Origin of the sequence: Marinobacter orientalis (assembly GCF_004792665.1) — a bacterium.
Classification (GTDB): Bacteria; Pseudomonadota; Gammaproteobacteria; order Pseudomonadales; family Oleiphilaceae; genus Marinobacter; species Marinobacter orientalis.
The window spans coordinates 1008513-1034967 of record NZ_SRZX01000001.1 but is presented as its reverse complement, the minus strand read 5'-3'; the positions used below and the strand labels follow the sequence as shown (position 1 = coordinate 1034967).

At 58.3% G+C, this 26455-nt stretch carries 27 protein-coding genes; 16 read left to right on the top strand and 11 right to left on the bottom strand.

From position 1 onward, the window contains the following. The first annotated feature begins 139 nt into the window (after positions 1 to 139). From DIT72_RS04895 to DIT72_RS04885, 3 genes are read left to right on the top strand one after another with little or no spacing between them, the layout of a single operon-like run. On the top strand, positions 140 to 1357 hold the full coding sequence (locus DIT72_RS04895) for a BCCT family transporter (RefSeq protein WP_135954054.1): 1218 nt from the start codon (positions 140 to 142) through the stop codon (positions 1355 to 1357). 39 nt (positions 1358 to 1396) lie between these two features. Continuing rightward, positions 1397 to 1606: an acetyltransferase gene (locus tag DIT72_RS04890; protein ID WP_135954053.1), complete on the top strand. Its 210-nt coding sequence runs from the start codon at positions 1397 to 1399 to the stop codon at positions 1604 to 1606. A gap of 45 nt (positions 1607 to 1651) precedes the next feature. After that, positions 1652 to 2206 carry a YgjV family protein gene (locus DIT72_RS04885; protein WP_135954052.1) on the top strand — a complete coding sequence of 185 codons (555 nt, stop codon included), beginning with the start codon at positions 1652 to 1654 and terminating at the stop codon, positions 2204 to 2206. Here the strand turns inward: DIT72_RS04885 and DIT72_RS04880 are convergent. Next, positions 2201 to 3235: a histone deacetylase family protein gene (locus DIT72_RS04880; RefSeq protein ID WP_135954051.1), complete on the bottom strand. Its 1035-nt coding sequence runs from the start codon at positions 3233 to 3235 to the stop codon at positions 2201 to 2203. The two genes, DIT72_RS04885 and DIT72_RS04880, sit on opposite strands and share 6 nt — an antisense overlap. A 113-nt stretch (positions 3236 to 3348) precedes the next feature. On the opposite strand from DIT72_RS04880, the gene DIT72_RS04875 reads away from it, so the two are divergent. The 5 genes from DIT72_RS04875 (at position 3349) to DIT72_RS04855 (ending at position 7466) form a co-directional block, all read left to right on the top strand. After that, positions 3349 to 3909, top strand: a complete 561-nt coding sequence (locus DIT72_RS04875) for an LOG family protein (protein ID WP_135954050.1) — start codon at positions 3349 to 3351, stop codon at positions 3907 to 3909. Between the two features lie 64 nt (positions 3910 to 3973). After that, entirely contained in the window at positions 3974 to 4501 is a 528-nt protein-coding gene (locus tag DIT72_RS04870) for a CPBP family glutamic-type intramembrane protease (RefSeq protein WP_135954049.1), read from the top strand. A gap of 55 nt (positions 4502 to 4556) precedes the next feature. Next, on the top strand, positions 4557 to 4907 hold the full coding sequence (locus DIT72_RS04865) for a DUF1622 domain-containing protein (protein WP_135954048.1): 351 nt from the start codon (positions 4557 to 4559) through the stop codon (positions 4905 to 4907). A gap of 19 nt (positions 4908 to 4926) precedes the next feature. Further along, the gene (locus DIT72_RS04860; RefSeq protein WP_135954047.1) at positions 4927 to 6453 is read left to right on the top strand and encodes a flavin-containing monooxygenase; all 1527 of its coding nucleotides are present in this window, start codon (positions 4927 to 4929) and stop codon (positions 6451 to 6453) included. Between the two features lie 125 nt (positions 6454 to 6578). Then, a complete protein-coding gene (locus DIT72_RS04855) occupies positions 6579 to 7466 on the top strand; it encodes a lysophospholipid acyltransferase family protein (RefSeq protein WP_265937488.1) in 888 nt (295 codons plus the stop codon). Positions 7467 to 7474: 8 nt separating this feature from the next. On the opposite strand, the gene mltF is transcribed toward DIT72_RS04855, so the two are convergent. After that, the gene (gene mltF / locus DIT72_RS04850; RefSeq protein WP_135954045.1) at positions 7475 to 8851 is read right to left on the bottom strand and encodes a membrane-bound lytic murein transglycosylase MltF; all 1377 of its coding nucleotides are present in this window, start codon (positions 8849 to 8851) and stop codon (positions 7475 to 7477) included. Between the two features lie 141 nt (positions 8852 to 8992). Between mltF and DIT72_RS04845 the strand changes: the two genes are divergently transcribed. Continuing rightward, the gene (locus DIT72_RS04845) at positions 8993 to 9448 is read left to right on the top strand and encodes a DUF302 domain-containing protein (RefSeq protein WP_135954044.1); all 456 of its coding nucleotides are present in this window, start codon (positions 8993 to 8995) and stop codon (positions 9446 to 9448) included. 42 nt (positions 9449 to 9490) lie between these two features. Here DIT72_RS04845 and dsbG read toward each other — a convergent pair whose 3' ends face one another. Both dsbG and DIT72_RS04835 read right to left on the bottom strand, forming a co-directional pair. Next, positions 9491 to 10267: a thiol:disulfide interchange protein DsbG gene (gene dsbG / locus DIT72_RS04840; RefSeq protein WP_135954043.1), complete on the bottom strand. Its 777-nt coding sequence runs from the start codon at positions 10265 to 10267 to the stop codon at positions 9491 to 9493. After that, on the bottom strand, positions 10264 to 11115 hold the full coding sequence (locus DIT72_RS04835; RefSeq protein ID WP_135954042.1) for a TlpA disulfide reductase family protein: 852 nt from the start codon (positions 11113 to 11115) through the stop codon (positions 10264 to 10266). The genes dsbG and DIT72_RS04835 overlap by 4 nt, the downstream gene beginning before the upstream one ends. A 356-nt stretch (positions 11116 to 11471) precedes the next feature. On the opposite strand from DIT72_RS04835, the gene DIT72_RS04830 reads away from it, so the two are divergent. Beyond that, positions 11472 to 12791, top strand: a complete 1320-nt coding sequence (locus tag DIT72_RS04830) for a DEAD/DEAH box helicase (protein WP_135954041.1) — start codon at positions 11472 to 11474, stop codon at positions 12789 to 12791. Positions 12792 to 12892: 101 nt separating this feature from the next. Here DIT72_RS04830 and DIT72_RS04825 read toward each other — a convergent pair whose 3' ends face one another. Together DIT72_RS04825 and DIT72_RS04820 are read right to left on the bottom strand one after the other, a co-directional pair. Continuing rightward, positions 12893 to 13621: an OmpW/AlkL family protein gene (locus DIT72_RS04825; protein WP_135954040.1), complete on the bottom strand. Its 729-nt coding sequence runs from the start codon at positions 13619 to 13621 to the stop codon at positions 12893 to 12895. A gap of 149 nt (positions 13622 to 13770) precedes the next feature. After that, the gene (locus tag DIT72_RS04820; protein ID WP_135954039.1) at positions 13771 to 14268 is read right to left on the bottom strand and encodes a winged helix-turn-helix transcriptional regulator; all 498 of its coding nucleotides are present in this window, start codon (positions 14266 to 14268) and stop codon (positions 13771 to 13773) included. Positions 14269 to 14358: 90 nt separating this feature from the next. On the opposite strand from DIT72_RS04820, the gene DIT72_RS04815 reads away from it, so the two are divergent. The 5 genes from DIT72_RS04815 (at position 14359) to DIT72_RS04795 (ending at position 18308) form a co-directional block, all read left to right on the top strand. After that, positions 14359 to 15471: an NADH:flavin oxidoreductase gene (locus tag DIT72_RS04815; protein WP_135954038.1), complete on the top strand. Its 1113-nt coding sequence runs from the start codon at positions 14359 to 14361 to the stop codon at positions 15469 to 15471. Positions 15472 to 15599: 128 nt separating this feature from the next. Continuing rightward, a complete protein-coding gene (bamE, locus tag DIT72_RS04810) occupies positions 15600 to 15911 on the top strand; it encodes an outer membrane protein assembly factor BamE domain-containing protein (protein WP_135954037.1) in 312 nt (103 codons plus the stop codon). Between the two features lie 27 nt (positions 15912 to 15938). Further along, entirely contained in the window at positions 15939 to 16526 is a 588-nt protein-coding gene (locus tag DIT72_RS04805) for an exopolysaccharide biosynthesis protein (RefSeq protein WP_135954036.1), read from the top strand. Positions 16527 to 16603: 77 nt separating this feature from the next. Further along, positions 16604 to 17146, top strand: a complete 543-nt coding sequence (locus DIT72_RS04800) for a hypothetical protein (RefSeq protein ID WP_135954035.1) — start codon at positions 16604 to 16606, stop codon at positions 17144 to 17146. Positions 17147 to 17177: 31 nt separating this feature from the next. Then, positions 17178 to 18308 (top strand): patatin-like phospholipase family protein, encoded by a 1131-nt coding sequence (locus DIT72_RS04795; protein WP_135954034.1) that lies wholly within the window; start codon positions 17178 to 17180, stop codon positions 18306 to 18308. A 4-nt stretch (positions 18309 to 18312) separates the two neighbouring features. Here DIT72_RS04795 and pntB read toward each other — a convergent pair whose 3' ends face one another. Beyond that, on the bottom strand, positions 18313 to 19707 hold the full coding sequence (pntB, locus tag DIT72_RS04790; protein WP_135954033.1) for a Re/Si-specific NAD(P)(+) transhydrogenase subunit beta: 1395 nt from the start codon (positions 19705 to 19707) through the stop codon (positions 18313 to 18315). A gap of 12 nt (positions 19708 to 19719) precedes the next feature. Then, on the bottom strand, positions 19720 to 21297 hold the full coding sequence (locus DIT72_RS04785; RefSeq protein ID WP_135954032.1) for a Re/Si-specific NAD(P)(+) transhydrogenase subunit alpha: 1578 nt from the start codon (positions 21295 to 21297) through the stop codon (positions 19720 to 19722). A gap of 207 nt (positions 21298 to 21504) precedes the next feature. Here DIT72_RS04785 and DIT72_RS04780 point away from each other — a divergent pair, with 207 nt between their 5' ends. Then, a complete protein-coding gene (locus tag DIT72_RS04780) occupies positions 21505 to 22470 on the top strand; it encodes a threonine/serine dehydratase (protein WP_135954031.1) in 966 nt (321 codons plus the stop codon). A 4-nt stretch (positions 22471 to 22474) separates the two neighbouring features. On the opposite strand, the gene DIT72_RS04775 is transcribed toward DIT72_RS04780, so the two are convergent. From DIT72_RS04775 to DIT72_RS04765, 3 genes are all read right to left on the bottom strand, one after another. Beyond that, positions 22475 to 23614 carry an acyl-CoA dehydrogenase family protein gene (locus tag DIT72_RS04775; protein WP_135954030.1) on the bottom strand — a complete coding sequence of 380 codons (1140 nt, stop codon included), beginning with the start codon at positions 23612 to 23614 and terminating at the stop codon, positions 22475 to 22477. Between the two features lie 9 nt (positions 23615 to 23623). Then, positions 23624 to 24811 carry an acyl-CoA dehydrogenase family protein gene (locus DIT72_RS04770; protein ID WP_135954029.1) on the bottom strand — a complete coding sequence of 396 codons (1188 nt, stop codon included), beginning with the start codon at positions 24809 to 24811 and terminating at the stop codon, positions 23624 to 23626. Between the two features lie 440 nt (positions 24812 to 25251). Continuing rightward, positions 25252 to 26433, bottom strand: a complete 1182-nt coding sequence (locus tag DIT72_RS04765) for an acetyl-CoA C-acyltransferase (RefSeq protein WP_135954028.1) — start codon at positions 26431 to 26433, stop codon at positions 25252 to 25254. Between the last annotated feature and the right edge of the window lie 22 nt (positions 26434 to 26455).

Genomic DNA, 26455 nt, shown 5'->3' with positions numbered 1-26455 from the left:
TCCTGAGTGCGCGATAGTTAAGTGTTGACCCGTCAGCGCGGGGGTTTGTGTCCTATTCGAATGAACACGTGCTTCAAAGTGGAGGAGGAACACCCATGTTGTCCGATATAATCACGTTATCCTGTAGCCGGAGGTGTGTATGACACTCTGGTTATCCACAGGCCTGATCTTCACCTTCGCGGCTATCGCGCTGATCCTGTTCAAATGGTGGGACCTGAAAGTCATCGGCGTGACGCCGGTGCGAACTTTCACGTTCATTGCCATTCTGTTTACCTCTGGCCTCGATGTCGGCCTGATCATGTTCCCTCTGACGGAATTTGCCGGCTATGGCAATCTGTCGGAAAGCCCGGAATACGGCTTTGCCAACCCGCTCGCTATCGAGTTCGGGTTCTGGGCCTTCCTGATCTGGGGCTTTTACTTTCTCACCTGCTTCTATTTCTGCGTGATTGAGCCACGGGTGAAGTTTTTTGATATTCCCCTGGTGAGAGTGGTCAACAATGCGGTGATCATCGGCACCTGTGCCTTCACTGCCTTCCTGTTGCTGGTCAATCTGCCCTGGTACCTGCCGGAGATCGGCGATGGCGAAACCGTGGTTCCCACTTTCTACCTGATTGTCTTTCTGGCAATTGCGGCGGCAGTGTATTCCAGCAGTAAAATCAAATATGTAAAGATACTCAGCGTGGGCTCGAGCTGGCTTTTTATCGCCCTGATCGCGGTAATGTGGGGCCGTGCATTCCTGACGGATAACGGCAGTGTGGGAGATTTCGTGGGAACGGCGGGGCTGATTGGTGAATACTTCACTAACCTGCACCAGTTCATGTTGCCGCTGAACGACTATCACGAGTTTTACCTGTTCTGGTGGTTCTCCTGGAGCATCATGATCGGCCAGTTCACTGCACGGTTCGTCAGCGGTCTGCGCACCTGGCAACTGATGATGGCCATGCTGGTATTTCCGTCTGTTGCCATTGCCACCTGGTTTTCGGTGTTGTATCACTATCATGCCGAGGGCCTGGAGATCGCAGCGTTCATCAACATTGCGATGATCACCGTGGGGGTTCTGATGGTGATCAACTCACTGGATTCGCTGATCCGGCTTTACACCGATAATCTGAACCTGACCGCGAAAAGGTTCGGTCAGGGTCGATACTGGTTGGGTAACCTGCTTGCGATGTGTGGTCTGACCATGCTGTTCCAGCTTGATTTCCTCCGCATCCAGTGGGTAGGTGCTCTGGTGATTGCGTTGTACTTCAGCTGCTTCGTCTACATTGTTGTGAAGCGTCGCTCCGAGGTGATGGGTATTCAAGCCTCGCCCAAAGAGAATACACTCGACTTCAGGAAGATTGAGTTCGCGAGCTAGCTCGTTTCATACACCATCAGGGAAATCCGGGAGGGATTTATGTTTCTCGCCGAAAAGTCGACCGGGCACATGATTGAAGTGCTGGACACCAGGGCGCTGTTCGATCCCAATGAATCGACAGTGAAGGGCAGCCTGCACTTCGGTGAGGAGGCCCAGGATGCAGAGGAATTTGAAAAAGCCGGCCTGAACTTCCCGTCCGGGGAATCCCTGCCGCTTTGCTGGACCGACCCGGATTATCGCAGAAGGTGATCCGGGTCCTGGGAGGCCATTGCCGGTTGTTGATGATCGTTCGTCATGCTTGAGGGGATGAGCTATACCGACATGGCGGGCCAGGTCGTCAGCCTGATTGCGCTGGGTTTCTGCATTGTCGGCTTTGCCAGCAAGCGGGATGACCGCCTGATGGTGCTGCTGATTTCCGCGAACGTAGCCTTTGCGCTGCAGTTTGCGCTGTTTGGCAGCTGGACGGCGGCCGTTCTGAGCCTGCTGGTGATCGGCCGCATCATGCTGGCCCGTCGCTATCTCGGCAACTGGCAGGTGATGTTGGCAGTATTGGCGGTGAATCTGGTGGCTGCGGCACTGACCTGGCGTAGCCCGGTGGATTACTTCGCCATTGCGGCCGCCATCTTCGGCACCGTGGGCATGTTCATGCTCAGGGGCATTCCCATGCGGTTGATGCTGGCGGCCGCAGCCATTGCCTGGATGCTGAATAACATCGTCATCGGCTCGGTGGGCGGCACCCTGGCGGAGGGCATGGTCGTGGTCACCAATTTTATCACCATTTTCCGGCTCGCCCGGATGAAACGCCGTTATCCGAAAGCCTTTGAAAACCTGGAGGAGCCCGGTTCATAGCCGGGCGCCTTCAAACCCTTTCAGCACGTTCACCACGTTTACGCCGATGGCGTCCACATCGTAACCGCCTTCCATGGTAAACAGGGTGGGCAGGTTCAGTCTCCCCAACCGTTCCCCCATCAGCAGATAGTCCGCCGACGTCAGTTTGAAAAAGGAAATCGGGTCCTGCTCGAAGGTGTCCACGCCAAGGGCGATCACCAGGACATCGGCCTGATAGGCCTCTATTCTGGCACAGGCGGTTTCCAGTCCCTCCCGCCAGACTGGAAAAGGCGTGCCGGGTGGGTATACCAGATTCAGGTTGAAGCCCTCACCGGGGCCTTCCCCGGTTTCATCTTCGAAGCCGAGGAAGTGGGGAAACACCAGGTCCGGGTCGCCGTGCAGGCTGATGGTCATTACATCGTCACGCTGGTAGAAAATACTCTGGGTGCCATTGCCGTGGTGAAAGTCCACATCCAGCACCGCTACTCGTCTGGCGCCCTGGTCGCGAAACGCCTGCGCGGATATGGCGGCGTTGTTGAAGAAGCAATAGCCGCCAAACAGGTCAGCATGGGCGTGGTGACCGGGCGGGCGGCACAGTGCGAAGGCGGCGGGCTCGCCGTTGGCTACCAGCGCCTGCGCGGTCAGCGCGACGTTGGCCGAGGCGCAGGCGGCGTCCCAGGTGCCTTCGGTTATGGAAGTATCAGCGGTAAAACTGTAATAGCCCAGACGGCCGTCGATGTCTTTCGGTACCCGTTGCTGCATGCCCCTGGCGGGCCACACCGCGGGAATGGCTTCGCCGGGTTTGTCCCCGGCGGTCCAGTCCACCCAGCTCGTCCTGAGGAAGTCCACGTAGTCCCGGGTATGCACGCGAAGCACCGGGCCCAGACCGGACTCTGATGGCGGCAGTACTTCTCCCAGCTGCTCCTGCCGCACCCGGCTGAGTATGGTCTCAGCCCTTGATGGCTTCTCATGGGGCGCGATCAGGATGCCGCCGTCCAGCTCGGTCATTGCCGTGCGTCGGTTGTGCAGTGGTGAAAAAACGGTTTTCATGGGATGGTAATCCGTGTTGATATCAGTGAGCCAGGCAGTTTTGGTCCCTGACCAATGCCTGACAGTATATTGCCCAACACACCAAACAACGAATCCAGTCATAGGAATCTGTCATGAAAATCGCTGTCTTCTGTGGCTCCAGCCGGGGTAAAGATGAACGTTTTGCTGAAGCCGCCGGAGTGTTTGGCCAGTATCTGGCCAGCCAGGGCATAGATCTGGTGTTTGGTGGCGGTAAGGTGGGCCTGATGGGCGTGGTTGCCGATGCTGTGCTGGCCGGCGGCCGCGAAGTGTATGGCGTCATCCCCGCATCACTGCGTGATCGTGAACTCGCCCACCAGGGCCTGACCCGGCTGGATGTGGTGGCCTCCATGCACGAGCGCAAGGCCCTGATGGCCGACATGGCCGACGCGTTTGTCGCGCTGCCCGGCGGCCCGGGCACCATGGATGAGATTTTCGAAGCCTGGACCTGGGGCCAGCTCGGCTATCACAGCAAGCCCTGCGCATTCTATAACGTCAACGGCTACTACGATGAGTTGCTGGCTTTCATTCTGAAGATGTCCGGCGCCGGTTTTCTCAAGCCGGAGTATGCGGATATGCTGATTGTCGAACAACAGCCCGAAGCGCTGGTATCGGCACTGAAGAACTACCAGCCGCCCACCCGCAAGTGGAGTTGATCTACTGGTTGGCCAGGTTGAGCCCTGACGCTGGCTAGATACATGCTTGCGAGCAGCTAATGAGATGACACGCTACCTTCGTAACAACCTTGGAAAGAGTTTTTGCACGTCACCTTTCCGGGCCCCTCTGAAAGCCTGGGCACTGGTGCCAGTGCTCGTCGTTATATCGGTATCCGCTGGATTTGAAGCAGGGTTACTGGAAGTCGAATTGCTGGATTCGAAGATCGCACCCTTGTTGCCCCTTATATTATTTGTTTTCCCCTCGTTACTTGAGGAAGCCTTTTTCAGGGGTATTCTGATCCCGCGAAACACATTGAAAGCTGGCGCCGCCAGGGCCACCGGGGCGGTGGCAATCAGCACGGTCGCGTTTGTTGCGTGGCATCCGATCAATGCGCTGGCATTCAATCACACTGCCATTCCCCTGTTCCTGAATCCCTGGTTTCTGGTGATCGTCTGTGCCCTTGGAATCACATGTGGTTACAGTTATGTCGTTTCGCGTTCAATCTGGGTTCCCGTCATCATTCATTGGGTTGCGGTGGCGGTCTGGGTGCTCTTCCTTGGCGGCAGAAATCTTGTATTGGAGTTGCAATAGCCGAACAATGAGGCAGCTTCGCGCTTCAGTGTTCGCTGACACATAGGGAGTTGACGTGATTGACTTTATAGCACCCGTGGCAGCCTGGTGCGCTGCAATTATTGAATCCATCGGAATCGGCATTATTACCTTGTTTGCGTTATACGCGCTGTATAACGCTGTAACCAGGGCGCTGAAAAAGGAAGAGAGCGATTCGATCTTCGATGAACTGCGCCAGTTGCTGGGTCGTGGCATTCTGCTCGGGCTTGAATTTCTCATTGCATCGGACATTATCTACACGGTGGCAGTGCAGTTGACCTTTGAGACAATCGGGGTTCTGGCCATCGTCGTTCTTATCCGTACCTTCCTGAGTCTGACTCTGGAGGTGGAAATGTCCGGCAAATGGCCCTGGCAGAATAATAAGTAGCGTGTAACTCGGGGTATATATGAGCGAAGGACATGTCGACGTACTGATTGTCGGTGCCGGTGTTTCCGGCATTGGTATGGCCTGTCATCTCAAACGGGAGTGTCCGGGCAAGTCGTTCACCATTCTTGAGCGCCGGGAATCCCTGGGTGGCACCTGGGATCTTTTCCGTTATCCCGGTATCCGTTCGGATTCCGACATGTACACCTTCGGTTATAGCTTCCGGCCCTGGACCAGTGACAAGGTTCTTGCCGATGGCCCTTCCATCAAGCAGTACGTGAGTGACACCGCCGCCGAAAACGATGTCGAAAAGCATATCCGGTATGGTGTAGCAGTCAAACGCGCGGAATGGTCCGGTACCGACAGGTGCTGGACGCTGACGGCCCAGCAGGAGGCTACTGGCGAAACACTCACCTTCACCGCCAGTTTCATGATTGGTTGCACGGGCTATTACAATTATGACGCCGGCTATAAACCCGATTTTCCCGGTGAAGACAGTTTCCGGGGCCAGATTGTGCACCCCCAGCACTGGCCCGAACACCTGGACTACGCGGGTAAGCGTGTGGTGGTTATTGGCAGCGGCGCCACCGCCGTGACGCTGGTACCTACCATGGCGGAAGAAGCCGGACACGTAACCATGCTGCAGCGCTCGCCCACCTATTTGATACCCTTGCCGTCGAATGACAGGCTGGCGATGTTTTTCCAGAGAATACTGCCGGCGGAAACCGCTTACCGCCTGACCCGGGCGCGGAATGTGGCGGTTGCCCGTTTTCTCTATAACCGTTCGCGCAGGAATCCGGCAATCATGCGCCGGCTGATGCTGCGCCTGGTGCGCCGACAACTGGATGGCAAGGCCGATATGAGTCACTTCTCGCCCACTTACAATCCCTGGGATCAGCGATTGTGTGTGGTCAAGGACGGTGATCTGTTCACTGCCATCCGGGCAGGCAGGGCGTCGGTTGTGACGGATCATATTGACCGTTTCACTGAGCGGGGCATACGGCTGAAATCCGGCCAGCAGCTGGTGGCTGATATCATCATTCCGGCGACAGGGCTGGATATCCAGATGCTCGGTGGCATGGATCTGGTGGTTGATGGCCAACCCGTGGTTTTGCGGGACAGGATTGTGTACAAAAATGTGATGGTCGAGGGGGTGCCCAACGCCGGGATGATTTTCGGTTACACCAATATCTCCTGGACCCTGAAGGTTGATATCGCTGCAGAATACCTGTGCCGTCTGTTGAACTATATGGACATCCGCGGCAAACGCGTCTGTATACCACGGGATACCGGCGACAGCCGTGGTGAGGGCACAGTGATGGGCGGGCTGGATTCCGGGTATATTCGCCGCGCCGATGATCGCCTGCCACGCCAGGGCTCCCATGATCCCTGGAGGGTCACCCAGAATTACCTGGCAGATGTGAAAACCCTCAGGTTTGATCCGATTGAAGACGGGTACCTGGAATTTGACGGCGCTCGCGCGGTGGAAAACACTGCGCCGCCGACCGGTTTTTTCCAGCCGCTGAAGTCGGCCCTGTTCGGCTCCTGAGGCGGGGCGGAACGTTTCCGCTCACATTTGAAGTACACTTTGCCAGTGTTCTGTGGCAGGCTCCGTACTCGTTTTTTAACAGGCCATAATGTATGTCCGGCAGCAGGAACAGGAAGAGCAGGCCCTTGTGGCATCCCGCGCTCTGGCCATCGTGGCTTCTGGTATTTGCGCTGTATTTGCTCTCATTGCTACCGATGACGGCCAAACAGCGCCTTGGCCGTCGGCTCGGCTGTTTTCTGGAGGGCAAGCTGAAATCCCGGGCCAGAGTGGCCAACACCAACATTGCCACCTGTTTTCCGGAACTTGACGAAGAAGCCCGTAAACAGCTGGTACAGGACAATTTTGTTGCCTGTGCCCGTGGTTTCCTGGAGAGTACCCATGCCTGGTGGCGGGATATGTCCGGGTACTGCGAGGAGGCCGAAGTCCACGGGCTGGAGCATTTGAGAGAGGCCCAGGCCAGGGGCAGGGGCGCACTGCTGATTGGTGGCCACTACAGCATTTTTGACTTTGCGTTGCCGCTGATTGCCTGCCACCTGAAAAAACCGGGCTACATGTACCGTCCCAACAACAACCCTGTTATCGACCGCATGATTGAAAACGGTCGCCGGCGCCATTTCGGTATCCGCCCCTTCACCAAACGTGAGCTGCGCCCGCTGGTGTCCTTCCTGAAAAAAGGGGGTGAAGTCTGGTTTGCCTGCGATCAGGATTTCGGTAACAAAACCGAGCTTTTCGTGCCGTTTTTCGGCACGGACGCCGGCTGCATCACCTCGCCCAGCTACATTGCCAGAGTATCCGGTGCCTCGGTCATCTTTGTGAGCCATCTGCGGATACCGGACGGGCACTACCGGGTCATCTTCTCACCCATCCAGGAAGGTTTTGGCACGGACAAACAAAAAGACACTGAGGCCTGGAGTCGCTATATTGAAGACACCATCCGCGAACAGCCGGACCAGTACCTGTGGTTGCACAAACGTTTCAAGACCCGCCCCGAGGGGGCCCCAAAAGTTTACTGAGCCCCCGCTTACCTGAATGATGCGCTGATCACATCCCGGTAGTTACGGATGCGTTGTACGTAATGCACCGGCTCATAGCCCCGGGCATAACCGTAGCGCGTGCCCGGGTAATAGCGTTTGTCGGCTTTCAGCGGCAACACCTCCTTCATGTCGTCCCAGGAATCGGGGTTTTTACCCAGTTCCCGCGCCAGTTGGCGGGCGTCCAGCAGATGGCCGCGACCGATGTTGTAGCTGGCCAGAGCCAGAAAAGTACGATCCGGCTCGGGAATTGTGTCCGGCAGCCGGCGATGACGGTCGGCCAGGTAGCGTGCGCCGCCATCAATGGCAGCGGCCGGGTCCAGACGGTTGGTAACGCCGAGGGACTGTGCGGTGTTCTGTGTGAGCATCATGATGCCCCGGACGCCGGTGGGTGACACGGCGCTCGGGTCCCAGTGGGATTCCTGGTAGGAAAGTGCCGCCAGGAGGTCAGCTGGCATGCCGGTAGTGGCCTCGGCTTCGGAAAATCGATTGATAAAGTTCGGCAGCCGGTCATCAATGCGGCGGTTCAGCGCTCTCAGGTCGACGAAATCGAACTCTCCGATGTAGGCGTAGTATCGGCTTTCCATGTCGCCGATGGCCTCGTCGCCGGCGGGGCTGTTCATCCATTCGCGGGCGGTGCCTGCCAGGTCGCCGAAACTTTCGGGCAGATACCAGCCCAGGTTGTTGCCGGTATTCAGGTTCATCGCCACTTCAAGATGAGGGAAGTGGCGGCGCATCACCTGGACGATGTTGGAGTCGGCCACCGTGCAGTCAATCGCCTTTTCGGCCACTGCAGACAGCAATATTTCGGTGGTGCGGTCTGCGTCCTCGCTGAACTCAATGCCTTGGTGGTCGCCGGCCAGCCGGTTAAGTGTTTCCACATAACTGGAGTCCGCGGTAACCGTAATTCCCACGCCAGCGATGCTTTCGGGCATGCGTGGCATCGGTCGCATTTCCCGATGACAGACGAGTTGCTCTGTTACTTCTGTATGCGCCGGGCCGCGGACGAACTGCCCCGTTCTGGATGGCAGATGAGTGAGGCCGGCGGCAGCAATATGGGTGTTCCCTGACTCCAGGGCCTCGAGCACCGCTGACGTGGACTCATGCATGGTCCAGTTGACGTCCCATCCCCTGCTTTGCGCAAAACGTGTAATCAGGCTGTATTCGGGTCCGCTGGGCTTCTCGTGGCGGTCCAGGTAGTAGGTGGTGGAGCCATTGCGGGTAGCAACCTCTAGCACACCGGTTTCTTCCGGTGGTGCCAGTGGTTCTGCAGATTTATCCATGTTCACAGCGTTGGCATCACCCTGGCCGCAACCGGCGATGACAAAGAAAAATGGAAGCAGCGCGCCACCGATTTTATGAGTCATTGGGGACCTCTTGTAACCCGGATCTGTGTCCTGTGTTACGGACCTGTAACCAATTCGTATCACTATACCCCCAGTAGCACAGGCAGTGCACGCCATACTGGCCTATGCTGACTGCACATGATCCAACGGGAGGAGACACTCATGTTTGCGGGTTCAAGGCGTCTGATTGCGATTGTAATGCTGGCTCTACCGCTGTCGCTGATAGCGGCCGAGGGGATGGTGACGGTCAAAAGCAGTCACAGTGCCGAGGCCACGGCGGACAAACTGGAAGCCGTGCTCAAAGACAAAGGCATGACGGTAATGAATCGCATCAATCATACCGATGGTGCAGACAGCGCCGGTCTGGAGTTGCGGCCCACGGAGGTGGTGATATTTGGCAACCCCAGGGTGGGCACGCCGTTGATGCAGTGCGCCCAGAGTGTCGCCATTGATCTGCCCCAGAAAGCACTGGTATGGGAGGATGGCGAGGGGCAAGTCTGGCTGGGCTATAACGACCCCGATTACCTCAGGCAGCGCCATGACATTGATGGATGTGACGAGGTCATCGAGAAAGTGAAGGGTGCGCTGGCCGGCATTGCCAAAGCCGCCACGGAATGAGTCTGAGTCCCGCCACTCTTGCCGGCGGGACAGCAACTGCCATCAGGGGCGAGGGCCCATCATGCGCTCCAGTGCCTGTGGATTGGGAAGGCCCTGTACCATGGTGATTTTCCCGTCTTCCCCCCTGTAAAGGGTGCTGGGCGTTGCCTGCAGGCCCAGTTCCTGCATCAGGCTGTTATTGGCTTTTACCTCGAGATGAGCCGCACTCACATGCTTGCGGTCTACCTCAATCCCTCCCTGTTCGAAAGAGGTCTGATGCTCATGCATCGCCTTTTCGGGATCTTCGCTGCCGAGAATGGTGGCCGCTTTCGTCAGGCTGTCTTCAGCGAGAATACCGACCATGATGTGGCGCAGCTGTACCTTGCCCGCTTCAATCCAGGGCCGGGCCTGCTGATGGAAACGGTTGCAATAAGGGCAGTTGGGGTCGGTAAAGGTGTAAATGACGGTATCCGCGTCCCTGTTGCCCTCCCGGACCCAGTGGCTGTCCTCGATTTCCGACCATGCGTTTTCGAATTTCGGGCCTGTCACCAGTTCATCTATGCTGGCCTGGCTCAGGTTGTTGCCGTCCTTATCCATCAATGTGCCAACGATCACGTGATTGCCATCGGGGGTCAGGTAGAAAGCCAGAGACCGCCCCTGCATCTGGCCAACGTAGCCTGTCATACCGCCGGGTGCCTGAAAACTTTCCATGACTTCCACGCCGCGTTCTTCAAGTTGCTGAATGGCTTGCGGGCGGTCTTCAGCCTGAACACCGGCGGCAAAAACCGTGGTGGATAGCAGTGCGCCGCATAATAAACGTGGCAGTGGGGGCAGGGTCATCGTGATGTTACCTCCTTCGTTGGTGATGGTTCGAGATGGCTGGCGCCGAAGCGTTCAAGGCCCCGGGCCAGACTGGCTTTGGACAGCTCACCCATGTGGCTGTCCACCAGTTTGCCCCGCGCGTCATAGAACAGAGTGGTGGGCAGGCCCTGGCTGCCGGTGGCGCGGCCGAAGCCGCCCTGGCGATCGCTGAGCACATGCTCCAGATTCAGGTCCTGCGCGCTGAGAAACCGGCTGATGGTTTCAGGATGCTCGCCCTGGTTGGCAAAAACAAAGTTGACGCCCGGATAGAGATCCTGGGCTTCTTCCAGCACCGGCATTTCGCGGATGCAGGGAGGGCACCAGGTGGCCCAGAGATTTACCACCGTAGGCTGCCCCCGGGTCAGGGAGTCCAGACTGACCGGTTGCTCATTCAGGTCGGTCAGGGCAACATCAGGCAGTCCCTGGGTCTGATCCTCGATCAGGGCAATCACACCGGCGGTGAAGCCCCACGTCATCAGGCCCGCGGCTACTGCCATTCCGAGGGGTCGACGGATGCTGGTGCGTCGCCAGAGCAGGTAGCCGGTGAACAGCAGCGCCACTACCAGTCCGGAGACCACGTCGAAGCCACCATCGCGGATGTCGATGATGCCCAGCCAGTCGCCCTGATAGTGTTCGAAGTAACGGACTACAAAACCGATGCGGGCGGCCACCATGGCGACAAGGAAAATATCCGCCAGTGCGCCGGATATCGGAAGGTTTTGCTTGCGGCCCGCTAACGCCCCTACAATCAGGGCGACAACAAAAGCCATAATCAGCAACAGGTGTCCTATGGAAAGGCTGAAGGGGCCAACGCCTACGCTGAGCATGACTTCTCCGGTCATCGAGTGGATTTTTTTGCTAAGGTACGGCGGCTAGTGACCGGCAGCGTGGATGAGAGTTCCCTGCTCGCCGAACGTTGCCGAAAATTAAAAAGCTTACTACTGAAAAGCACCTATAGCTATTTCACGGACCCTCTGATACCGTGCCTGCATCCTGCCTCTAAGGACTCCGCAGTACACGGCTTCGGCCATCTTGCGAATTATCCATACGACCTGCCAGAGGACGTCACCCCGTTAACGGTGTGTGACCGTAGTCGTCTTTTATTCCATGAATCTCCATGGCATCTGCCCGCATTCGCCCTTAACGGTGTTCGTGGAGGCAGAACAATCAAGAGTTATACAATATGAGTTTTTCTTCACTCGGTCTGTCCGAGCAACTGGTCCGTGCTACTACCGACCAGGGTTATGAAACCCCGTCTCCTATTCAGGCCAAGGCCATCCCCGCCGTGCTTTCCGGCAGGGACGTGATGGCGGCTGCCCAGACGGGCACCGGTAAAACCGCAGGGTTCACCCTGCCATTACTGCAGCGTCTGGCGGAAAACCCCCGCACCGGCAAAGGCCCGCGCGTACTGATCCTGGCGCCAACCCGCGAACTGGCGGCCCAGGTACACGACAGTGTGGCCCTGTACAGCAGGTACATGCCCACCAAGTCCGCCGTGGTTTTCGGCGGTGTGAAAATCAATCCGCAGATGATGAAGCTGCGCAAGGGTCTGGACGTGCTGGTGGCAACACCCGGCCGCCTGATGGATCTTTACCAGCAGAACGCGGTTCGCTTCGACGAAGTGGAAATCCTGGTGCTGGACGAAGCTGACCGCATGCTGGATATGGGCTTCATCCGCGACATCCGCAAGATTCTCTCGCTGTTGCCGGCCAAGCGCCAGAACCTGCTGTTCTCCGCCACCTTCTCCAAGGAAATCCGCACCCTGGCAGAGGGCCTGCTGGATAACCCGGTTCAGGTGGAAGTAGCGGCCCGTAACACCGCTGCCGAGAGCATCATACAGTCTGTCTACCCGGTGGATCAGAGCCAGAAAACCGCCCTGTTGAGCAAGCTGGTGCGCGATAACGCCTGGGAACAGGTACTTGTATTTACCCGTACCAAGCACGGCGCCAATCGCCTGACCCAGAAACTGGAGCGCGACGGCATTACTGCGGCGGCGATCCACGGCAACAAGTCACAGGGTGCCCGCACCCGTGCCCTGGCCGATTTCAAGCAGGGTGAAGTGCGTGTTCTGGTGGCAACCGATATCGCCGCCCGTGGCCTGGACATCAAACAGCTGCCCCAGGTTGTGAACTTCGAGCTGCCCAACGTGCCGGAAGACTATGTGCACCGTATCGGCCGTACCGGTCGTGCCGGTGAGAGCGGTCACGCGTTGTCGCTGGTGAGTGCCGATGAAGGCCAGATGCTGGCGGGTATTGAAAGACTGCTGAAGAAGCAGCTGCCGCGTAAATCGGTAGAAGGCTTTGAGCCGAGCAACAACCTGCCACTGAAACCCAAGGCCAAGGCGGATCCAAGCCGCGCCCGTAACCGCAACGGTGGTGGCAATGGCAAACCGGCCGGTAACGGTCGCAGCTTTGGCGGCAAGCCCGCTGGCCGCAGTGGTGGCCGTAGCCAGAATGGCAACGGTGGCCAGGCACGACGCTCACCCCAGCGCGAAACCGCCTGATCCGGCCGACTCCATAAAAAAGCGGGGCCCGAAGGCCCCGCACTGGAGGACGTACTATCCGAAAACCTCACTAATCGTGAGGTTTTCGGCGTTTACGTTTATCAGAACTTGTAGGTGAAGCCTACCATGTAGACCATCGGGTCGATTTCGACTTCGAATTCGTCAGTTTCTGCTGCAAAGTTGCCGGCGCCGTCAAAGACTTCGACCTTGGCGTCAGTGTTGATGTCTGCCCACCAGATGGCCGCGTTCAGGCCAAAGTTTTCGCTCAGCATGTAGTCCATGCCAAGCTCAACGGCTACGCCTACACTGTCATCAAGCTCCAGAGAAGTACTCGCCCCCGGGATATCGTATTCCGCACCCACCACACTGTTCAGAGTGTCACTAGTTTTTTCCTCGAAGAAGGTTGTGTAGTTGACGCCAACGCCGACATAAGGCTGGAGAGCCGAAGAGCTGTGCATTGGGAAATACTCCAATGTCAGGGTTGGAGGCAGATGCTTTGTTTCACCCAGCTTTACGTCGCCTGAAATATCTCCACCACCATTGATGTCGTGCTGGAAAGGCGTTGAGGCCAGCAAGCCTATACCGAGGTTACTGGTAAACATATAAGTACCGCGCAGGCCGAGCTGGGTGTTTGAGTCAACTGTAACCTGAGAATCTGCCCCGCTTAATAATGGAGCACCGCCCACGGTGATGGAATCACTGGAATCATCCGGCGCCACATGCGCCACACCCGCACGCAGAATAAAATCACCAGCCTCGAACGCCTGCGCAGCAGGGGCGGCCGCCAGAATGCCAGCAGCAAGAACGCCAAGTTTAAAATTACGGGACATATCCTTCTCCTTGAACCTGAATAATCAATGACTACAGGTTAATGTTTACGGAGAACGGAAACTTGACATAGCGCAAGTGCAACTAGCCCCGGGCGCCGAGTTCGCCGGCGGATTGATTCAACTCAAGAAAATGAAAGAAGGGGGTAGTTCTACGGCTTGTCAGCCGGCTGTCTTTTTGCTTTCCGGGGCTTGAGTTCGTCGGCGGCGTCGCCTTCCGGTACAAACACATCCCGGACGGTAAGCGGTTTACCGTCGGCATCCTGAACTTCCATCGGGCGGATAGTGCGCCCGGTTAAACGGTCCCGCAGGTCCAGGGGTTCCTGGTCCGGTGCCGGGTTCCATTTGTCACCCCACTGGCGCAGGGCAATGACGATCGGGAAGAGGTCGCGGCCTTTTTCTGTCAGCCGGTATTCGAAGCGTGAGCCGTGCTCGCCGACATCCACCTTCTTCAGTACCTGGTTATCCACCAGCCGTGCCAGCCGGTCGCAAAGGATATTGCGGGCAATGCCCAGTTCCTGCTGGAAATCCACAAAGCGGCGTGTGCCATACATGGCGTGCAGCACCACGAGCAGGGACCACCAGTCTCCCACTTCATTCAGGGCACGGGCGACGGAGCAGCTGGAATCATCAAAACGTTTTCTGGCCATGTCTGGCAGTGTACCTAATAGGGTTGCATTGTAAAACCAGATTTAATAAGGTTGCTTGAAGAAACCAGATTAGTGAGGTTGCGATCTATCATGAGTATGAACCTTGGCCCCCTGTTTGAGCCTTTTGACATCCATAATCTGACCCTGCGTAACCGCGTTGCCATGGCCCCGATGACCCGTAATTTCTCGCCGGGCAACGCACCGGGCCAGGAAGTGGTGGACTATTACCGCCGCCGCGCTGAAGGTGGCGTCGGGCTATTGATTACCGAAGGTACTACGGTGAATCACCCGGCGGCCAACGGTTACCCGAACGTGCCGTTTTTCCATGGCGATAAGGCTCTTGCCGGCTGGAAAGAGGTGGTGGATGCGGTTCACCAAGCCGGTGGTGCCATCTTTCCCCAGCTATGGCATGTGGGCGCAGTGCGCAAGGAAGGTATTGAACCGGACCCGAAAGTGCCCGCTTACAGCCCCTCTGGTCTGTTTGCTCCGGGTAAACCCAATGGCAAGGCCATGACGGTTGAAGACATTGCCGATGTGGTGAATGCCTTCGCCGATGCCGCCCAGGATGCCAGGGCGCTCGGATTCGACGGCGTGGAGATTCACGGTGCCCATGGTTACCTGCTGGACCAGTTCCTGTGGGAAGGCACCAACCAGCGTGACGACGGGTATGGCGGCAGCATGGCAAACCGTCTGCGCTTTGTGGTGGAAATCATCGAGGCCGTGCGTTTTCGCGTGGGTCCGGATTTCCCCATCATGCTGCGCTTTTCGCAATGGAAGCAGCAGGATTACGAGGCCAGGCTGGTCAATACGCCGGAAGAACTGGAGCAGTTCCTGAAGCCGCTGGTGGAAGCCGGCGTTGATATTTTCCACGCTTCCACACGCCGTTTCTGGGAGCCGGAGTTCGAAGGCTCCAACCTCAATCTTGCAGGCTGGACCCGGAAACTGTCCGGCAAACCCGCGATGTCTGTGGGTAGCGTGGGCCTGACGGAAGACTTCATCAGCGGCACCTTTGCCAGCAAGAAGGAAGCGGTTGAGCAGTCTGGCATCGACGAGCTTGTTGAGCGCATGAATAACAGCGAGTTTGAGCTGATTGCTGTCGGCCGTGCGCTTCTGCAGGATCCGGAATGGCTGGTGAAAGTGAAGGAAGGTCGCATTGCTGAAGTCGAGCCGTTCGCCAGGAAATCACTGGCGAAGCTTTACTGAGTTCACAATGCGTTGATGATGAGCCCCGGCCAGCCACCGGGGCTTTTTGTGTCTGTCCGTGCTTTAATTTAATCTTCGCCTGAAACCCGTATGATTGATGGTCTGATTTACAATAGAAGGGATACGCCATGAGCGCTGTTAAGTCATTTTTTACCATTACCCTGTTTGTCTTGTCAGTCGTCGTCGCAGGCTGCGCCACTGTCGGTGAGGACTTCGCCACCCACAATGTGGACCAGATCGAGATCGGGGAAACCACCCGAGCGGAGATTCAGGAAATGTTTGGCGAGCCCTGGCGCACCGGTGTTGAAGACGGCAAGCGTACCTGGACTTACGGCAAGTACCGCTGGTCCGCCTTTGGTGATGCTGAAACCACTGACCTGGTAGTGCGCTTCAATCAGGACGGAACCGTGTCCTCCTACGTGTATAACACGACCGAATAAAACGCGGACTATCCGGAGACAGTGGCTATGGATAATCACCGTGAGCCGGCTGATATTGAAGAGCTGCTGGACCGGATAGAAGCCGGGTCCACCGATCGGTCTCACGTTTCCATTGGAGAAATGATGGATTCAGTGGGACGCCGGACGTTTGGCCCGATTGTGCTCATGGTGGGACTGATTCTGGTAACACCCCTGAGCGGTGTGCCAGGGATGCCGACGCTGATGGGTATGCTCACCCTGTTGACGCTGGGGCAGGTCCTCATTGGTCGGAAACACTTCTGGCTGCCAGACTTTCTGGTTCAGCGGCAGATACCCCGCGACAAGCTTGTACAGGGTCTGGAGATGCTACGCCTGCCCGCCCGGCATATTGACCGTCTGATACGCCCGCGACTGGTCTTTCTGGTCAAGGGGTTCGGGCTCTATGTGATGACGCTGGCATGTATGATCATTGGGGTAGTTATGCCGGCAACCGAGCTTGTGCCATTCAGCTCCAGTATTGCCGGCCTGGCCCTGATGATGTTCGGCCTTGCGATGATATCCAGGGACGGCTTTCTTGCCTTGTTCGCATGGACAATCGCGCTTGCGGGTCCGGTGATGTTGGTCCGGATTGCGTAAAACCGGAGATTTTGAACTAGGGTGTGATAATAACAACGCCTAATCGTAATCGATTGGCGACTGAAGGGAGAAACACCATGATACGTTTGTTTTATCTGGTCTCTTCGATTGACAGCGCAAAGGAAATCTCCGACGACCTGCATGAGCATGGCGTCACCGACTGGCGCTTCCATATTGTCAGCAAGGATGAGGCCGGGCTCTATACACACCAGCTTCACACAGCTTCCATTGTCGATCGTACAGACCTCCCCCGATACGTGGAACGTGGTGCCCTTATCGGATTTATCCTGGCCCTTGCTTTCATACTTCCGCTGGCACTGCTGAACATTCTGCAGATGCCGGCTGCTGCCTGGATAGCCCTGTTCATCTTTGTGGTTATTGCCGGGGGCTGGATCGGTGGCTTCGGGGGTATTCAGGGTGAAAACTACCGCATTGAGCCCTTTCACGATGATATTGAGGCAGGCAAGTACCTGATTATGGTGGATGCGCCCAAAAAACACGTTCCCAAGGTCAAGGAACTGATGACGAAGAACCACCCCGAAGCAGAATTACAGGGGCAGGATTCCAGCTTCAACAATCCGTTTGCCAGCAGGCGCCAGCGCAAAATAAAGCGGGCGTGATGCCGGGCGCTGCCTACTGCGGAAACCAGCCATGGCAAAGATCGGTGTAATTCTTACGGGCGGTGGGGCGAGAGCGGCCTACCAGGTAGGTGTGCTGCGAGCCATCGCTGATATGTATCCGGACTGGAGCCATCCGTTTGATGTCATAGTCGGTACCTCCTCAGGTGCCATCAACGCCATGGCGGTGGCTGGTAATCGCGGGCTGTTCCGCCACAACATAGACCATCTGGAGAAGGTCTGGTCCGAGCTGAGCATGGATCGGGTGTTCAGGGCCGATACCATCAGCCTGATGCGCAGTTTCAGCAGTATCGCCCGCAAGACCATCAGCCGCCCGACCGGGAGCGGGCCGGCATCTTTCCTGGATAACTCACCGTTACGGAAGTTACTGGAGCAGGAGATCGACCTTCAGAGCATCCGCAAGACGATCCAGGAGGGCGATATCGATGCGGTGGGCCTGAATGCCTGCGGTTATGCCACGGGCCAGAATGTCTGTTTCTTTGAGGGGGCCGAAGGGCTTGACGACTGGTCGGTGGGTCAGCGTGGTGGCAGGCGCACTGAACTGGGACTGGATCACATCATGGCTTCTGCAGCCATTCCCACCCTGTTTGCACCGGTGAAAATCAACCACGAATATTTTGGTGACGGCATTACCCGCCAGATGGCTCACATAAGCCCTGCGCTCCGGTTGGGCGCACGCAAGGTGCTGGTGATTGGTGTCAGTGCCAACGCCATGTGCCCGCCCCAGCGCCCGGACCAGCCCGGTATGCCAACGCTGACCCAGGTGCTGGCGCATGTGTTTAACGGCATGTTCCTGGATACCATGGACTACGACATCGACCGTCTGCGGCTGATTAACCAGTTACTGGAACTGATACCGGAAGAGCGGCTGCAGAAATCCGGGATCGACCTCAGCCCGGTGGACATCCTCGAAATCTCCCCGTCCGAGCCCATCAATGAGCTGGCCATGAAGTATGTGGATGCCATGCCGCTGGTGTTGCGACGGCTCACTGGCGCGTCGGAATCCGCGCCATTTTCCAGTGCCAACCTCGCCAGCTTCCTGCTGTTCGAAAAACGTTTCTGCCGTGGCCTGATCGAACTGGGCTACCGGGATGGCCAGAGCCACGCCCGGCAGATTGAGAGGTTCTTCTCCAGGGAGGCCTGAGTGATCAGGCCCGTAAACCCCCTACCAGCTTATCGATGCTTTCCTTGGCGTCACCAAACAGCATGCGGGTATTGTCCTTGAAGAACAGCGGGTTCTCGACACCGGAATAACCGGTGGCCATGCCCCGTTTGAGGACGACCACCTGCCGGGCTTTCCATACCTCCAGTACCGGCATGCCGGCAATGGGGCTGCCCGGATCTTCGGCGGCTGCGGGGTTCACCGTGTCATTGGCGCCAATCACCAGCACCACATCGGTTTCCGGAAAATCGGCGTTGATCTCGTCCATTTCCAGCACGATGTCGTAGGGCACATGGGCTTCCGCCAGCAGCACGTTCATGTGGCCGGGCAGGCGGCCGGCCACGGGATGGATGCCAAAACGCACATTTACACCCCGCTCCCGCAGTATCTTCGTCATATCGCTGACGCCGTTCTGGGCCTGGGCCACCGCCATGCCATAGCCCGGCACAATGATCACCGAATCGGCATTGCGCAGTTCCTCGCAGACATCATCCACGCTGGATTCGTACACCGTCTGGTCAGAATCGGTGGCGCTGGCGCTGCTGGTGGTCTGGCCGAAGCCGCCAAGAATCACGCTGATGAACGAACGGTTCATGGCCTTGCACATGATGTAACTGAGGATGGCACCGCTGCTGCCCACCAGCGCACCGACGACAATCAGCAGGTCGTTGCCCAGCATGAAACCGATGGAGGCGGCCGCCCACCCGGAATAGCTGTTGAGCATGGACACCACCACCGGCATGTCGGCACCGCCAATGGCCATGATCAGATGGATGCCGAGCACCGAGGCGATGACCGTCATGATAACCAGGGCGATGATCCCCATTGCCATGCTGTCGGTGCCCAGGAACCAGGCACCCAACAGGACACAGGCGATGACCGCCACCAGGTTCATCAGGTGGCGGCCGGGCAGGGTAAGGGCCTTGCTGTCGATGCGGCCATCCAGCTTGCCGCAGGCGACCAGCGACCCGGTGAAGGTCACCGCGCCGATAAAGATGCCCACGAACACTTCCACCAGTTTGATGGTATGTTCAGCGCCGGTGGTGGCGATCAGCGGCTCGATATAACCGGAGAAGCCCACCAGCACCGCTGCCAGACCCACAAAACTGTGCAGCAGGGCGACCAGCTGGGGCATCTGGGTCATTTCCACCTTGTTGGCGATGGGAATACCAATACCGGCACCGACCAGTACCGCGATCACAATGGCGGTAATACCGCCATCACCAACGCTGGCGAGAGTCGCTCCCACTGCGATGATGATGCCGGCCACCCCATAAAGGTTACCGCGCCGTGCCGATTCCTGGTGGCTGAGGCCGCCCAGGCTGAGGATAAAACAGATACTTGCGACCACATAGGCCACGCTCACCAATCCTGTGCTCATATCGGGCGCCTCCTACTTGCGGAACATTTTGAGCATGCGATGGGTGACCCGGAAGCCGCCCCCTACGTTGATGCTGGCAATCAGCACCGCGACAAAAGCCATAATGCCGACGGCGATATTCTCCGCCTGGGCCAGATGCAGAATGGCACCGATCACAATGATGCCGCTGATGGCATTGGTCACGCTCATCAGCGGAGTGTGCAGCGACGGTGTCACGTTCCAGATCACCTGCCAGCCGATAAAGCAGGCCAGTACAAACACCGTAAAGTGTTGCAGGAAGCTTTCCGGCGCGTGGGCGCCAACCCCATAGAGCGCCAGCGCCGTCACCACCAGCAGAGCGCCTTTGCCAATCAGGCTTCGACGATCGGCGTCCTTCTTGGCAGCGGCTTTGTCGGCGGCGGACGGTTCCTCTGTGCCCGGCGCCGGTTTCGGGCTGACCGGTGCTTCCGGCTGTGGTGGCGGCCAGGTAACCTCGGCCTCCCGCACTACCGTCAGGCCGCGGATGACATCGTCTTCCATGTTCACCTGGGGCTTGCCGTCCTTCTCCGGAGTCAACTCGGTGAGCAGGTGCACCAGATTGGTGGCGTAGAGATCGCTGGCCACCTTGGCCATACGGCTGGGAAGATCGGTATAGCCGATCAGCGTCACGCCATGGTGATGCGCTACCTTGCCGGGCTCGGTCAGCTCGCAGTTGCCGCCGCGTTCCGAGGCCAGGTCGACTATCACGCTACCCGGCTTCATGGATTTCACCATATCGGCAGTGATCAGTTTCGGAGCGGGCCTGCCGGGAATCAGCGCGGTGGTGATGATGATATCCACCTCTTCCGCCTGCTCCGCAAACAGTGCCATCTCGGCCTTGATGAACTCATCGCTCATCTGCTTGGCGTAGCCGCCACTGCCGCTGCCTTCCTCGTCGCCGAAATCCAGTTCCAGAAACTCGGCGCCCATGCTTTCGACCTGTTCCTTTACTTCCAGCCGGGTATCAAAGGCCCGCACGATGGCGCCCATACTGTTGGCCGCACCAATCGCAGCAAGGCCTGCCACGCCGGCACCGATCACCATGACCTTCGCTGGCGGCACCTTGCCTGCCGCTGTCACCTGCCCGGTAAAGAAGCGCCCGAAATTGTTGGCCGCCTCAATCACCGCCCGATAGCCGGCAATGTTGGCCATGGCACTGAGAGCATCCATCTTCTGGGCACGGCTGATGCGCGGAAGGCTGTCGATGGCGAACGAGGTAATCTTCTTTGAGGCCAGCTTTTCAAGCAGTTCGGGGTTCTGCGCCGGCCAGATATAGCTGACCAGAAACGCCCCTTCCTTCATCAGATCCACTTCGTGTTTGCCAAGGGCAGGATTTTCCATGGGTGCACGGACTTTCAGGATGAAGTCCGCATTCTGCCACAGCGATGTGGTATCGGCCGCGATGCTCGCCCCCACTTTTTCATAGGCTTCATCCGAGTAGTTCGCGGCCTCGCCGGCGCTGCCTTCAACGACTACCTCGTAGCCAAGGCCAATGAGTTTGTGAACAGACGGGGGTGTGGCTGCTACCCGTCGCTCATCCTTGAATATTTCTCTGGGGATACCGATTTTCATTGTTGATACGTCCTCCGGGTTGCCCGATGAAACACGTCTCTGGATATGTACATACTAGTGCAAGTTGCCAGATCTGCCCGCGGCATGGCAGAAAACGGAAGTGTGGACTGATTTGAGGATGTGATTTTGCGCGTGGCAGAGCGGCGACTTGATAGTCAGCACTGATCGCGTCATGGTTTGATCAAGACAAAAACAGGGGAGCGAACCATGAGCAATCCAATCCTGCCTGATGAATCGAGGATTCGCGAGGCGGAGCAGCGCATCAGGCCGCAACTCGGTGAAACCCCGCTGTTGCAGGTGCCTGACCTGGATGCCGCCATGGGCCAGCCGCTCGGGTTGAAGTGCGAGAGCCTTCAGCGCACCGGCAGCTTCAAGGCCCGAGGGGCATTGAACTGGCTGCTGACCGCCAGCGCGGAGGAACTCAGAGCCGGCCTGGTAACGGTATCCGCCGGTAACCATGCCATCGCCCTGGCTTGGGCGGCGGCGATGCAGGATGTCCCGCTCACGGTGGTGATGCCCGAAGGTTCCAGCCCGCTGAAGATTCACCGTACCCGTGCGCTGGGCGCTGAGGTGATTGTTCACGGCAGTATCCAGCAGGCAGTGGCCCTGTGCCATGAACTGCGGGATGAGGAAGGGCTGACCCTGGTTCACCCCTATAATGATGTCCGCATCATGGCCGGGCAGGGCACCGTTGGCCTGGAATTGCTGCGTCAAAAACCGGAGCTGGATCGGGTGTTGTGTCCCATTGGCGGTGGCGGTTTGATTTCCGGGCTGGGGCTGGCGATCAAGGCGCAGCGGCCGCAGGTCGAGCTGATCGGCGTTGAGCCGGAGGGAGCCGCCACCATGTTGAATGCCTGGCAACATCAGGATGCCAGCGCCAGCCTGGACTCGGTGGATACCTGGGCGGCCAGCCTGGCACCGGTGGTGGTGGGTGACTGCACCTATGCCGCCTCCCGCCAGGTGGTAGACCGGATTGTCACGGTCACCGAAGCCGGCATCCGCGACGCTACCCGGCAATTGCTGACCGAGGCCAGGCTCTATGTGGAGCCGGGCGCCGCCGTTGGTCTGGCAGCGTTACTGGAAAACCGGGTTCCGCCTGCTCCGGACAGGGCCACGGTTCTGATCATTACCGGCGGCAATCTGGACCCGGAGCAGGTCAGTCTGTGCCTTTGACCGTCTAAACCAGCAGTCCGTCGCTGACCTGCGCCAGGTGGTGATCGGCATCACCGAACAGAAGGTTGATCAGGGTCAGGCGCTTGAACAGGTGGGCAGCGAACATCTCGTCGGTCACGCCCATGCCGCCATGCAGCTGAACCCCTTGCTGACCCACGTAACGCGCGGCCTGTCCGACCAGGGTCTTGGCCATGGAGACAGCTTCCCGGCGCTGGGCCCGGTCATCGGAATCCGCTTCGCTGGCTGCCAGGATGGCCATGGTTCTGGCCTGTTCGGTCTGGATAAACATATCCGCCATGCGGTGCTGCAGCACCTGGAACTTGCCGATAGGCACCCCGAACTGCTTGCGGGTCTTGATGTATTCCAGCGTGGCGGCGTTCATGGCTTCCATGGCACCGACGGCTTCGGCACAAAGGGCGGCAATGCCCAGATCCACGGCTTTTTCGATGGCCGGGAAGGCGCCATCAGCGGTGCCGATCAGGTTGTCGGCACTGACCGTGACATTGCTGAGGCTGATCTCGGCAGTGCGGTGGCCATCATGGGTGGCAAAGTCGTCCACCTTGACGCCTTTCGCGTCACGATCCACCAGGAACAGGGACAGTCCGGATTCATCGTTCACACTGCCGCTGGTGCGTGCGGATACGACCAGCTGGTTGGCCTGGCCGCCATGCAGTACAGCGGTTTTATGGCCGCTGATCCGGAAATGATGGCCGTCCTTGCGGGTGGTAGTCTGCACATGGCTCAGGTTGTAGCGGGCGCCCGGTTCGTAGTGAGCCAGTGCCAGAAGCCTTTCGCCACTGGCGATACCCGGCAGGATATCGGCTTTCTGCGCATCGTTACCGGCATCCCGGATCAGTCCGCCGGCCAGCACCACCGTCGCCAGATAGGGTTCCACCACCAGGCCGCGGCCAAAGTTTTCCATCACCACCATAGTGTCGACGGCGTTGCCGCCCAGCCCGTCAAAGTCTTCCGGGAAGGTGAAGCCAAGCAGTCCCATCTCGGCGAAGTTCGACCAGGTGGCCCGGTCAATGCCGGTTCCGGAGCTGATTATCTCCCCGCGCTTTTCGAAGCTATATTCGTTAGTCACGAAGCGGCGCAGTGAATCGTTCAGCATTTGCTGTTCTTCGCTCAGATCAAAATTCATAGCGCCTCCTTAAAGACCTAGCACGAGTTGGGAAATGATATTGCGCTGGATCTCGTTGGACCCGCCAAAGATCGACAGCTTGCGCATGTTGAAGTAGTCCCCGGCAGAGGGTGTCGCCTCCATTGAGCCCGCACGTGGGCCGTTGTAGTCCAGCTCCAGTGCTTCCGGAATATGGGCAATGGGATCCTGGCCGCCGGCCTCCATAAGCATTTCAAACAGTTGCTGGCCGATTTCCGTGCCACGGATTTTCAGAATCGACGCCTGCGGCCCCGGGCCACGTTTGTCTGTCAGAACCCGCAATACCGTCAGCTCAAGGGCTCGCAGCTCGGCGTCCAGCTGTGCCAGCCGGTCACGGAAGCGGGTGTTCTCAATCAGCGGCCGCTGGCCATCCTGCTCCTGTCGCGCCACTTCCTTCAGCCGCTTCATCATGGCTTTCCACTGCCCCACATTGGCCAGGCCGGTACGCTCATGGCCGAGCAGGAACTTGGCGTAGGTCCAGCCTTTATTTTCCTCGCCGACGAGGTTCCCGGCGGGCACTTTCACGTTGTCGAAATAGACCTCATTAATCTCATGCTCACCGTCCAGCATGATGATCGGCCGAACCTCGATGCCAGGGCTATTCATGTCAATCAGCAGGAACGAAATCCCCTGCTGCGGCTTACCTTCGTTACTGGTCCGCACCAGGCAGAAAATCCAGTCGGCATGCTGGCCCAGCGTAGTCCAGGTTTTCTGGCCGTTGACGACATAGTGATCGCCCTCGAGTTTTGCCGAAGTACGCAGCGACGCCAGGTCCGAACCTGCTCCCGGCTCGGAATAACCCTGGCACCACCAGTCCTCGCCACTGAGAATGCCCGGCAGGAAACGTTTTTTCTGCGCTTCGTTGCCGAATGTCATGATTACGGGCGCGACCATACGCAATCCGAAATCCAGCTGGCGGGGCGCACCGGCGAGGGCGCACTCTTCCTCGAAAATAATCTGCTCAACCGGGCTCCACCCGGTCCCGCCAAATTCTTCCGGCCAGGTGGAAGCGCCCCAGCCCTTATCAAACAGAATCTTCTGCCAGCGCTCGGTCATCGCCTTGTCCGGGCGCAGTCGTTTCTGCACCCGTTCGCGAATGTCATCCGGCAGGTTTTCGTCTAGAAACTGGCGAACTTCGGCGCGGAACGCCTCTTGTTCGGGGGTGTAGTTCAGGTCCATGTTGCACCTCTTGTCTGTTTGGCTGAGGTTGATGGTTTTGACTTTTGTGTTGCCTGTTGGTTTTTAATGCCGGGCCTATAAACTCGGGGGTGGCGCCGAATGGGTATCCCCTTTCAAAACACGCTCCTTCGGCACATCCATGTGACGCTTGGACTCCGCCATCCATGGCTCCGTACAGTTTTGAAAGGGGATACCCATCCGACGCTTCGAGTTCGTGCGTGCCTGCTTTTGTAAATCGCTTTGGGCGAGCATTCTCTAGCCTTGGATAGCTGCACCTGTTGGCCATTGCGCAAAGCTACGGGCGGCTGTTGGGTGGGGGGTTCCGAAACTGTGCGGAGCCATGGATGGCGGAGCCCAAGCGCACACGGACGTGTTTACAGCGTGTTTCGGAACCCCCCACCCAACAGCCGCTTCCACCTAAGCTTCAGGCAAAAAAAGCCTTAGGCAACCTCAAACAACCCGGCAGCACCCATACCCGTACCGACGCACATAGTAACGACGACGTACTTGACACCACGGCGCTTGCCTTCGATCAGGGCGTGGCCGACCAGGCGGGAACCGGTGGTGCCGTAGGGGTGGCCGACTGCGATGGCGCCGCCGTTGACGTTCAGGCGGTCTATCGGGATGCCGAGTTTGCGCTGGCAGTACAGAACCTGGACGGCGAAAGCTTCGTTCAATTCCCACAGGCCGATGTCGTCAACCGTCAGGCCGGCGCGCTTGAGCAGCTTGGGAACCGCGAACACAGGGCCGATGCCCATTTCGTCCGGCTCGCAACCGGCAACCGCGAATCCGCGGAAGATACCCAGCGGAGTGGCGCCGCGCTGTTCGGCGATTTTGCTGTCCATCAGAACGCACGCTGAAGCACCGTCAGAGAACTGGCTGGCGTTGCCCGCAGTGACCACGCCGCCTTCCATCGCGGAGCGAATCTTGCTGACGCCTTCCAGGTTGGTATCCGGGCGGATGCCCTCGTCCTGGCTGACCGTCACTTCCTGGCTGCTGAGCTGACCGGTGGCCTTGTCGGCAACACCCATGGTGGTGGTGATGGGTACGATTTCGTCGTCGAACTTGCCGTCTTCGCGGGCTTTGGCGGCCAGGTTCTGGCTACGGACGCCGTATTCGTCCATATCTTCTTTCTTGATGCCATAGCGCCTGGCCACGGTTTCGGCGGTATCCAGCATGGACCAGTACAGCTCCGGCTTGTTTTTCGCCAGCCAGGGTTCCATCAGGTAGTTCTGGTTGAGGTTGGCCTGGACGGTGGAGATGGATTCCACGCCACCGGCGACCATCACCGGCACCCGATCCACGGCAATGTGGTGGGCCGCCATGGCAATGGCCTGCAGGCCCGAGGAGCAGAAGCGGTTGATGGTGGCGCCGGCCACGGAGACCGGCAGGCCGGCACGGATGGCGCCCATACGGGCGACGTCGTTACCGGTGGAGCCTTCCGGCAGGGCGCAGCCCATCAGCACGTCTTCGATTTCGTTGGGGTCGACTTTCGAGCGCTCGACCGCATGCTGGATAGCGTGGCCGGCCAGGGTTGCGCCGTGGGTCATGTTCAGGCCGCCGCGCCAGGACTTGGCCAGGGGCGTGCGGGCGGTGGATACGATGACAACATCATTGGACATAATAATTCTCCGAATAAATTCG